This window comes from Rivularia sp. UHCC 0363 (genome assembly GCF_034931125.1).
In the GTDB taxonomy this organism is placed as follows: domain Bacteria; phylum Cyanobacteriota; class Cyanobacteriia; order Cyanobacteriales; family Nostocaceae; genus Rivularia.
In genome coordinates this window covers 182,718-192,225 of the sequence record NZ_JAYGHM010000001.1, presented here as the reverse complement: position 1 = coordinate 192,225, position 9,508 = coordinate 182,718, and the positions used below count along the sequence as shown (strand labels likewise).

Annotated in this window: 10 protein-coding genes; 4 read left to right on the top strand and 6 right to left on the bottom strand. The window is 40.3% G+C overall.

All coding sequences use genetic code 11. The features are described 5' to 3' along the window. Window positions 1-33 precede the first annotated feature (33 nt). Window positions 34-405 carry a hypothetical protein gene (locus VB797_RS00790; protein WP_323235707.1) on the bottom strand — a complete coding sequence of 124 codons (372 nt, stop codon included), beginning with the start codon at window positions 403-405 and terminating at the stop codon, window positions 34-36. Between the two features lie 104 nt (window positions 406-509). Then, entirely contained in the window at window positions 510-1,316 is an 807-nt protein-coding gene (locus VB797_RS00785; protein WP_323235706.1) for a potassium channel family protein, read from the bottom strand. 137 nt (window positions 1,317-1,453) lie between these two features. Between VB797_RS00785 and VB797_RS00780 the strand changes: the two genes are divergently transcribed. Beyond that, the gene (locus tag VB797_RS00780; protein WP_323235705.1) at window positions 1,454-2,383 is read left to right on the top strand and encodes a YihY/virulence factor BrkB family protein; all 930 of its coding nucleotides are present in this window, start codon (window positions 1,454-1,456) and stop codon (window positions 2,381-2,383) included. Between the two features lie 215 nt (window positions 2,384-2,598). Next, on the top strand, window positions 2,599-3,021 hold the full coding sequence (locus tag VB797_RS00775; RefSeq protein WP_323235704.1) for a hypothetical protein: 423 nt from the start codon (window positions 2,599-2,601) through the stop codon (window positions 3,019-3,021). A gap of 66 nt (window positions 3,022-3,087) precedes the next feature. Here the strand turns inward: VB797_RS00775 and VB797_RS00770 are convergent, their stop codons facing one another. Both VB797_RS00770 and folK read right to left on the bottom strand, forming a co-directional pair. Further along, complete coding sequence (locus VB797_RS00770; RefSeq protein WP_323235703.1) at window positions 3,088-3,636, bottom strand: NUDIX hydrolase; 549 nt, start codon at window positions 3,634-3,636, stop codon at window positions 3,088-3,090. A 44-nt stretch (window positions 3,637-3,680) separates the two neighbouring features. Beyond that, complete coding sequence (folK, locus tag VB797_RS00765) at window positions 3,681-4,163, bottom strand: 2-amino-4-hydroxy-6-hydroxymethyldihydropteridine diphosphokinase (RefSeq protein WP_323235702.1); 483 nt, start codon at window positions 4,161-4,163, stop codon at window positions 3,681-3,683. Window positions 4,164-4,419: 256 nt separating this feature from the next. On the opposite strand from folK, the gene VB797_RS00760 reads away from it, so the two are divergent. Continuing rightward, a complete protein-coding gene (locus tag VB797_RS00760; RefSeq protein ID WP_323235701.1) occupies window positions 4,420-7,083 on the top strand; it encodes a penicillin-binding protein 1A in 2,664 nt (887 codons plus the stop codon). A 124-nt stretch (window positions 7,084-7,207) separates the two neighbouring features. Further along, a complete protein-coding gene (psb35, locus tag VB797_RS00755; protein WP_323235700.1) occupies window positions 7,208-7,417 on the top strand; it encodes a photosystem II assembly protein Psb35 in 210 nt (69 codons plus the stop codon). Between the two features lie 202 nt (window positions 7,418-7,619). On the opposite strand, the gene VB797_RS00750 is transcribed toward psb35, so the two are convergent. Then, the gene (locus VB797_RS00750; protein WP_323235699.1) at window positions 7,620-8,042 is read right to left on the bottom strand and encodes a TerB family tellurite resistance protein; all 423 of its coding nucleotides are present in this window, start codon (window positions 8,040-8,042) and stop codon (window positions 7,620-7,622) included. Between the two features lie 44 nt (window positions 8,043-8,086). Further along, window positions 8,087-9,442: a 16S rRNA (cytosine(967)-C(5))-methyltransferase gene (locus VB797_RS00745; RefSeq protein ID WP_323235698.1), complete on the bottom strand. Its 1,356-nt coding sequence runs from the start codon at window positions 9,440-9,442 to the stop codon at window positions 8,087-8,089. Between the last annotated feature and the right edge of the window lie 66 nt (window positions 9,443-9,508).

The window sequence follows — 9,508 nt, the reverse complement described above, 5'->3', positions numbered from 1 at the left end:
TTATTCTCCCCATCTCTCTTTATTCCTTAATCCCTAAGAGCGGTACAGAACTAATAAGAAACAGATAAATAGCAAACCGAGTATTAATAATAAACTTTGATTGCGTCTTACCCAATTATTAATGCTTACATTCAAACTTGGTTTTTGATTTTGAGCAAGTAATTGTAAATTGCGTTCTTCTAAATTTTGGTAAAGAGTGCATTCTTTAGCGTAGGGGCGTTGGGGGTAGTTGCAAGTATCATTAGCGTGGTAGGTACAGGTGTCGCAAAGATATTCATCCCCCCTAGCTTGATGTAAAGGAATTCCGGGATGTCCGTAAGCTTTAAGCTGGGTACGACAAAAAGGACAGGTCACAGCCTGGGAGTTTATAGTTTGTTTGCAGCGAGGGCAAGTTGCAGTGTCCACAGCCGATACTTAATAATATTGAATATCTTGATTTTAACTGAATGGAGTTGAGAGTTGGGAATTGGGCATTGGTAATTGGTAATTGTGAATTTTCCCCTTGTCCCCTATTCCCCGTTTCTCATTGCTTGAATTTCCGTTCTTAATGCTTTGATTTCCTCGTGTAAGGCAGTAATAGACTGAGAACTGGCTAATGATGCTTCTTCGTCTTCCGCATCTCTACCAATAAAAAATGTAGCTATTGCTGCTGTAAAATACCCGAATACGGTGAAGGCATACAGAGCTAATATAAAACATAAGACTCGTCCTTGAGCAGTTTGCGGGGAATAGTCACCTCCATAAGTGATCATCAACATTGCCGTCCACCAGAGAGCGTTGCTGTAACTTTTTATCCCTTCTCCGTCGGGAAGATCTCTTTCAAATGCATACATTCCCGCTGCCCCTACAAAAGTCACAATTAAAGTGAGTCCTAGTACATAGCCAAAATTTCGGCGAGTCATGGTAGTTCGTAGCGATCGCATTCCCCGATTTAGGGAGCCGACTATCCGTAATAATCGTAAGGAACGTGTGGCACGGGCAACTCTTGCTAAGCGTAAAACTCGCACGAATCGAAAAATTCGTAATGCTGGAACTAACAGGGAAATACCTATAAGCCAGTTATTTTTAAGATATTTAAGTTTGCGTGGAGATAAACTAAATCGTAATAGAAAATCAAAAATAAATATAATCCAGATAGTTGTCGAAACGGCATTGAGAAAGGGAATTTCTCCCCAAATTAGTTCGATGACTAATAGAGCCAGCCATGCAAAGCCCAGCACTACCATCGGCATTTCTAACCAGTCATCGAGTTGTTGAACAAAATCAGTTAATTCTCTTTCTAACTCAAATTTTTCTGTTGAATTCATTTGTGACATAGGTCAAGATGTAAATCAAATTGCAATTCTTCCTCAAGAAACCTATACAAACACCTTTGGGAAGATGCCTTTGGATAGATATTTTTAGTATGAATGAGTGATAATAAAGGTCACATCCCGCTAGAAGGAGAATTTTGATGAGTTTGAAGCAGATTTGGAGGTTATTAAAAGAAACATTTAAAGAATGGAATGATGATAAAGCTTCTCGGTTAGCTGCTGCTTTGTCGTATTACACGATTTTTTCTTTAGCACCATTGTTGATTATTGCGATCGCGATCGCGGGTGCTGTTTTTGGAGATGAAGCTGCTAGCGGTGAGATTGTTAAACAAATACAGGGTTTGGTGGGTAAAGCTGGTGCGGAAGTAATTCAAACAGCGCTGCAAAATGCTCAGAAACCTGATACACGTAATATTGCTTCAATTATCAGTATTGGGGTTTTGTTGTTCGGTGCAAGTAACGTTTTTGCTCAAATTCAAGACGCACTTAACACGATTTGGGAAGTAGAGCCGAAGAAAGGACAGAGTATTTGGAAAATTATCCGCAAACGTTTTTTATCTTTTGCAATGGTTGGTGGTGTAGGCTTTTTATTATTGGTATCGCTGATTGTTAATACTGCTTTAGAGGCGATGCTTAAATACTTTAACAGCTTATTGCCGGGATTTGATTGGTTATGGCAAATCGGTAACTTTGCAATTTCTTTTGCAATTATTACCGTATTGTTTGCTTTAATTTATAAAGTAATGCCAGATGCGAAAATCGCTTGGAACGATGTCTGGATCGGTTCGGCTATGACTTCATTATTATTTGTAATTGGTAAATCTCTTCTGGGTATATATTTAGGTAACAGTAGTTTCGGTTCGGCTTACGGTGCTGCGGGTTCGTTGATAGTTCTTTTGGCTTGGATTAACTACGCTGCCCAAATTATCTTTTTTGGTGCCGAATTTACCCAAGTTTATGCAACTAGATATGGTTCTCGGATTGAACCAGATGAAAACTCAATGAAAGTACCTGAAGCAGATCGAGCTAATCAAGGAATGAAGCGAAGAAATTCTCGTCGGGAAAATTGAGTTGTGTTTTTTAACTTACAAGTAGTGATTGTATAACCCAATATTAATTATACCAATATTTTTTGAACCACCTGTAACAAATGTAGTCTCCCCGCGTTTTGGTTTCAAACAAAAAAGTTTGGTGACGATAACGCGGCTTAAGCAACATCATTCCATAAAAATCATCAAAACGTGCCTATATTAGTAGCGCATCATTTTCATGGTTTTTATATCTTATGAGTATTGAAATAAATTATCCACCGAAGCTGAAAGCCATCAGCATCCATGCTCCTTATGCCTATGCTATATGTCTAGGAATCAAAAAAGATGAATATCGGTCACAACCGACAAATCGTAGAGGATGGGTTTTAATACACGCTTCTCAATCTAAGCAAAGTGACGATTATTTTGCTGATTATGGCATCGAGCCGACAGAAGTCAAACGTGGTGCGATTGTTGGTGCGGTAAAAATCGTTAGTTGTGTTGGTTTTTCAGGAAATTATGCTTATCAATTGACTAATCCGATAAAGTTTAGCCGTCCTGTAGAAGGAGTCAAAGGAAAACAAGCAATATTCTGGGGAGCAAAAATAGATGCAGAAAAAATAGCTTTTACTTTGGCATCTGAACAAATACGAGAGTATTTGCTTAAATACAGTTGAAAAGCTGGTGCGCGAAGAGGTGAGAGAGAGACATTGGTTCTGTGTGATGCAATGAATGCGATCGCGCTAACTCAAATAAGCACGAGCTAACATAAAGCTAGAAATCGTTTTAGAATCAACTGGCTCTCCTTGTAAAATCGCTTTCTCTAATTCTGCGGGGGTAAAAAACAAAACTTCGATGTCTTCATCATCATCTAATTTCGGCGGTATTTCTAACTTTTCCAAATCTTGGGCTAGATATGCGTAGATAATCTCATCTGAATATCCTGGTGCAAGGAAAAATTCTCCTAGCTTCTGCCATTTTTTCGCACGATAACCCGTTTCTTCCTCTATTTCGCGCTTAATTGTATCGAAGGGAGTTTCCGAATCTTCCACCGTACCTGCGGGAAATTCCAACAGTCTACCAGCAACTGCGAAACGATACTGACGCAAAAGTATTAATTTACCTTCTGAGGTTACGGGTACTGCTAAAGCTCCACCAGGGTGACGAATGCATTCCCAATCTCCCACTGAATTGTTAGGTAAGCGCAAGCGATTCACTTCAAAATCAAACTTTCTTCCTTTATAAAAGAAGCGCTGCTGTAATAGCTGCGGTAGTTCTGTGCCTAATGCCATAGTTAATTTTTTGAATGTACCAATTGCAATGCCAACAGGTAAAATTAGCTACCTGGAAACAGGCATACATCAGAACAGTCTACCTCTTTCACAAGTTCTTTGATTGCACGTTTGCTAACTGGTTCTATCCAATCGGGAGCAATTTCCACTAAAGGTACTAATACAAAAGCTCGCTGTATCATTCGTGGATGGGGAATTTGTAAAGTAGGGCTATTTAATATTAAGTCATCGTATAATAACAAATCTAAATCTAGAGTCCGCGCTCCCCAATGTTCTTTTCTTTCCCTTCCAAATTTATTTTCAATTTCTAATAAAATTTCTAATAGTTTGAAAGGGTCTAAATCTACATCTACGCTAATGCAGCCGTTTAAATAATCTGGTTGCGGTGGACCAACAGCTTTGGTTTTGTACCAATTAGATTTTGCTTTGAGTGTAATGCCTGGAATTTGACATAAATTTTTTACAGATGCTGATAAAATTGCCCGTGAATCTCCTATATTACTACCAAAAGCAATCGCGCTTTGCATACAAACTATATATCTCCCGAATACAAACAAATATATAGTCTTATGGTAAATTAGTTGATGTTACGGAGCAAAAGTATTAATAAATACAAATTTTTATGAGGAAAATCTAGATAAAAGCTTTTAATTCAGTAAATCTATTTAATTAATTTAATCATCTAAATATCTATAGGATATTATACTAACACGGGTATGGGGCAACAATCTGAAACGCTTTTCGTGGTGTTTAGGCTGCAATTAGTTGAAGCGAGGAACTAACGTGGCGAAGTTTACCTCTTGGTTCAGGCAACAAGCAAATAGCTTGACCAACGGACTTAAGAATAAGCCGAGTTCTCAACCGGATCGATCTGTTGAGCAAAACTCGGAATCGATGACAAAAGACGCGCTCCCAACAGAATTAGTTGGGGCTGGAAAAAATCATGAAGATTTGCAAGATTCGCAGTTGATTGCTCAAAAAGTGTCACCTCCGGCTCATTGGGTTGAAGAGGAGCCGACTAAATCAACTACAAAATCATCAGCAACAATAGGGGGAAAAACAAAGCAATTTTTAGGTGAAGCTCAAAAAGTTTCAGTCAAGGTACTTGACAAACTACCTGGTAAAGGCAAGCCACTTTATCGTCGTTATTGGTTTTGGACAACTTTGGGTGTCAGTAGTGGGATAATCGCTGTTAGTTATGGCGTGTGGTCGATAGACAAAACTTTGCCTTCTCGCGGGCAATTAAACGCAGCATCCAGACAGCAAACCCTGACAATTAAAGCTGGCGATGGTACAATTTTGTATCAGCAAGGCGAAGCGACAAGAGAGAAGCTTGAAATCGGACAGATACCAGACAAATTGCAAAAAGCCTTTATTGCTTCCGAAGACAGAAGATTTAAACAACACGGTGGAATCGACGCTCAAGGAATTTTGCGGGCTGTTACCAGTAACTTGCGATCGCAAGACGTAGTACAAGGTGGAAGCACCATTACGCAACAGCTAGCGCGGATTTTGTTTCTCAATCGGAATAAAACAGTAACGCGCAAACTACAAGAAGTTCGTTTAGCTCAGAAGTTAGAGCAAGAATTAACTAAAGACCAGATTTTAGAAAGATATTTGAATCTAATTTATTTAGGTTCGGGGGCTTATGGTGTAGCAGATGCAGCATGGGTTTATTTTTCCAAACCTTTAGATAAGCTGAGTTTGGGCGAAATGGCAACAATTGCCGGTTTAGCTCCTGCTCCTAATGTCTTTTCTCCCGTAGAAAATCCAGAAGCTGCAAAAAAACGGCGGAATCTAGTATTACAACGGATGCTAGAAGATGGATTTATTACACCCGCAGAAAAACAACAAGCTGCATCAGAACCTTTGACGGTTAAAGCAAGTTTGCCCAAGCGACTGAACATAGAAGCACCGTATTTTATTACTTTTATCCAGAAAGAACTGCCCAAATACGTTGAAAAAGATGTATTAGAAGGTGGAGGATTAGTTGTAGAAACTACCCTTAATTCAACTTGGCAGAAGAAAGCAGAAGCAGCAGTCGATAAAACCTTGCAGAATGAAGGACGCTGGCAAAGATTTAAGCAAGCAGCAATGGTTGCTATAGATCCTCGCAACGGTGAAATCAAAGCAATGGTTGGGGGAAAAGACTTTGGTCAAAACAAGTTTAATCGCGTTACCCAAGCCCAAAGACAACCCGGTTCGACATTTAAAGGATTTGTTTACGCAGCAGCAGTAGCAACCGGGAAAAATCCCCTCGACGGTTACTTAGATGCACCAATAGTAATTGATGGTTACGAGCCGAAAAACTACGATGAAGGCTTCCGGGGCTGGATAAATATGAGCGATGCCCTGACTAAATCAATTAACATTGTTGCGGTAAGAGTGTTAATGAAAGTCGGATACCAGCCAACCATCGACCTAGCTCACAAGATGGGAATTAAATCCGAAATCAAACCCGTTATTTCGATGGCATTGGGTTCTAATGAAGTAAATTTACTAGAATTAACCAGCGCTTACGGTACCTTTGCGAACAAAGGAATGCACGTAGAACCCCATGCAATTACCCGCGTTCTCAATCGTAACGGTGAAGTAGTTTGGTCGGCAGATTTTAAAGGAAAGCGAGCATTAGATGCTGATAGCGCCGCCATCACTACTTGGATGCTACAAAACGTAGTTACATCCGGAACCGCAACCCGCGCTCAAATTGATCGTCCCGTGGCAGGTAAAACTGGTACCACGGATGAAGCGAGGGACTTATGGTTTGTTGGGTTTATTCCTCAATTGGTAACGGGTGTGTGGCTGGGTAACGACAATAACCAACCCACCTACGGCGACAGTACCACCGCCGCTTATACTTGGCGACAATTTATGAAGGAAGCCACCGATGGAATGCCCGTCGAGAAATTCCCCCAACGACCCAAGTTAGACGGAAGGAAAGGTACTATTAAAGCTGAGCCAATTAAACCTAGAAGATTTGTTACTAAAGCGGTTCCTAGCAAGGCAGACGATTCAGACGATTCTGAAGATGATTCGGAAAATACAACCAGGAGAAATTCTTCACGGCGTAGAACTACTAGAAGAACTAACACAAATACTTCCGACAGTAGTAATACTCAAACCAGGACTAGAAGCCGTAGAAGAAGGAGTACTTCTCAAACGCAAGAGGAATCAACTACCCCCACACGTCGTCGTCGCAGCGTAAGTTCGGGTTCGTTGAGAGAATCATCTTCTGGTTCATCTGGCTCATCTCGCAGCCAAAGACGTAGAAGAAGTACGGAACCAACTACTCCTCGTAGGAGCCGTTCATCATCGTCTCCTCAGAAACAACGTTCCTCATCACCTCCTAAGCGTAAGCAACCTTCGGCACCTGCTGTACAGAAATCCGCTCCTACGTCAGGTTCATCATCTTGGCGCGAAAGACTTAAACCAGCCTCGTCAGAATAATTAATGGGGAATTGGGAATTGGTAATTGTCTCCTTATCTCCCATCTCCCAACCGATAGATGCAGATGGTACGCTTTATTTAATACATTATTAGGTAATGTTGCCTATTTTAGGAGATGAAATTTATGAATTTATTAATGCAAACTGCTGCACAAACAGCAGCCGAACCTCATTTCCCTTGGGCTTTTACGGCTGTATATGTAGTTGGCTTTATAGCCGCTGTAACTATCGGTTCGATCGCTTGGTACAATTCCAAGCGTCCTGTTGGTTGGGAAAATAAGGAACGTCCTGATTTTGTACCCGACGTTGATAAAGAAGAAAATCCCGGTTTATAGGTTGTAATGAGATTTAGATTAATTCAAAATTAATCAAAAAATAAGCCGGAGAGTTACCCCTCCGACTTAAAATAACGGCTACGGTTTTTTAGCGAAATCAAGCAGAAAAATTAATTAATTCCTCACTTCTTAGGAGGTTTACTAACTGAAGCGGGTAAACATTGTAACTCTTAACTCCTAACTCCTAATTCCTAAATCTTTTTCAGTTTTGCACTTTAACCCAACGACGGTAAAGTTTTTGAATGTGTTTAAGAATCATCGTTGAACGCGATTTATGTGACTCACTTTCATCGGATAGTTGTTGTAATTTAGCTAGCAACTTGGCTTCTTCGATCGCAACTTCACCATCGCTGTAAATTAAACCACCAATCTCCTGGATTAAATTTTGACAATCCTCGGTGCTGGGAGAATTACCTAAGTATTCCTTGACCCATTTGTAGCATTCCTCTGGTTTTACAGGAACTAATTCATACAGCCAAGGTTTAATTTCTGGGTCTGTGGCAATATCTTTTTCTTTCGCTATTTGCTGAAGATACTGTCTTTCTTCCGGCTGAATCCTACCATCAATCCAAGCAGCTGCAATCAAGATTTTTAACAATTTTTTGACATCAGGATTACTAATCACGTTCACCTCCTTCAATAATTTTTTCTCAATAAAATTTTACAATTTTAACTGGGCTTTTTTCTTAAACACACCATAAAAAAACCATCCATGTTGTGTTTATGGGGTAATACTTTAATCCAACCTTCATCTGTAGAATATTCACGAATAGGTGAGTTAGTTGCAGGAGGTTCAATTTTCCAATTCGGACTCGACTTCAAAAACGACTTGATAACGCCTTCATTTTCGGCTGGATGCAGCGTACAGGTAGAATAAACTAAACAGCCATTATCCTTGACAAAAGTTGAGGTATGTAACAATAGTTCTTCTTGAAGTATAGAAAGTTCCCCTACACTTTGTGGGGTTTGTCGCCAACGTGCATCAGCGTGACGGTGAAGAGTTCCCAATCCCGAACAAGGAACATCAAGTAATACCCGATCGGCATTTTGAAATTGAGCTAAATTGCGACTATCACCCGTACAAATTTGAATTGACTTTAAATTGAGACGTTGAGTATTTTGTTGCAGCTTACGCAGACGTGAAGCAGTGCGATCGCAAGCCCAAATTTCCCCTTCGTCTCCCATTAATTCGGCGATGTGGGTTGTTTTACCACCTGGAGCAGCACAAGCATCAATTATCACTTCACCAGGTTGCGGATTCAGTAAATAACTCACCAATTGAGCGCTACTATCCTGTACTGTCCACCAGCCTTCATTAAAACCGGGTAAATTCTTAATAGCACCACTCTTACTTAATAATCGTAAAGCGTAGGGTAAATTAGGAATGCGTTCGCATAAAATACCTTGATTTTGTAAAGCCGTTTCAACTTCTTCACATGAAGAACGAAGTCGATTAACTCGCAAATCAATAGTTGGGGTTTGATTCATCCATTCACATAATTGTTCCGTCTGTGCAAAACCGAACTGTTCTAACCATAAACTGACAATCCAGTCCGGAAAACTATGTAAAATACCCAACCGTTCCACAGGATTTTCCGGTAATTTTATGGAAATATGAGAAGATTCTCCCCCCTCGACTTCTCCAAGCCGAACATACTTTCGTAACAAACCATTCACAAAGCCAGAAAGACCGGAGAAACCGTTATCTTTAGCTAGTTGAACGGTAGTATTAACGGCAGCACTAGGAGGAATACGTTTTTGAAATTGCAGTTGATATAAACCCAAGTGCAAAATCGAGCGGAGTAATAGAGGTTGTTGATGAGATTTTTTTGTTGCTAATTGGTCAATAATTGCATCGAGAGTTCGCTGTCTTCTGACGCTCCCATAAACCAATTCCGTTACCAAACGGCGATCATTATCTGGTAATTCAACTTTTCGTAGCACTCGATCCAATGCTACGTCAGCATAAGCTCCCTGATGAACATCTCGCAGGGCAATTAAAGCTTGTTGACGGGAAGAAGTCATAGAGGATGGGGGGATGGGGGGATGGGGGGATGGGGGGATGGGGGGAGAAAATTTTTAATTCCTAAC

Excerpts from the sequence above, each read along its gene's own strand:
- VB797_RS00785 (WP_323235706.1), bottom strand. The coding sequence starts at position 1,316 with ATGTCACAAATGAATTCAACAGAAAAATTTGAGTTAGAAAGAGAATTA.
- VB797_RS00780 (WP_323235705.1), top strand. The coding sequence starts at position 1,454 with ATGAGTTTGAAGCAGATTTGGAGGTTATTAAAAGAAACATTTAAAGAA.
- VB797_RS00775 (WP_323235704.1), top strand. The coding sequence starts at position 2,599 with ATGAGTATTGAAATAAATTATCCACCGAAGCTGAAAGCCATCAGCATC.
- VB797_RS00770 (WP_323235703.1), bottom strand. The coding sequence starts at position 3,636 with ATGGCATTAGGCACAGAACTACCGCAGCTATTACAGCAGCGCTTCTTT.
- folK (WP_323235702.1), bottom strand. The coding sequence starts at position 4,163 with ATGCAAAGCGCGATTGCTTTTGGTAGTAATATAGGAGATTCACGGGCA.
- psb35 (WP_323235700.1), top strand. The coding sequence starts at position 7,208 with ATGAATTTATTAATGCAAACTGCTGCACAAACAGCAGCCGAACCTCAT.
- VB797_RS00745 (WP_323235698.1), bottom strand. The coding sequence starts at position 9,442 with ATGACTTCTTCCCGTCAACAAGCTTTAATTGCCCTGCGAGATGTTCAT.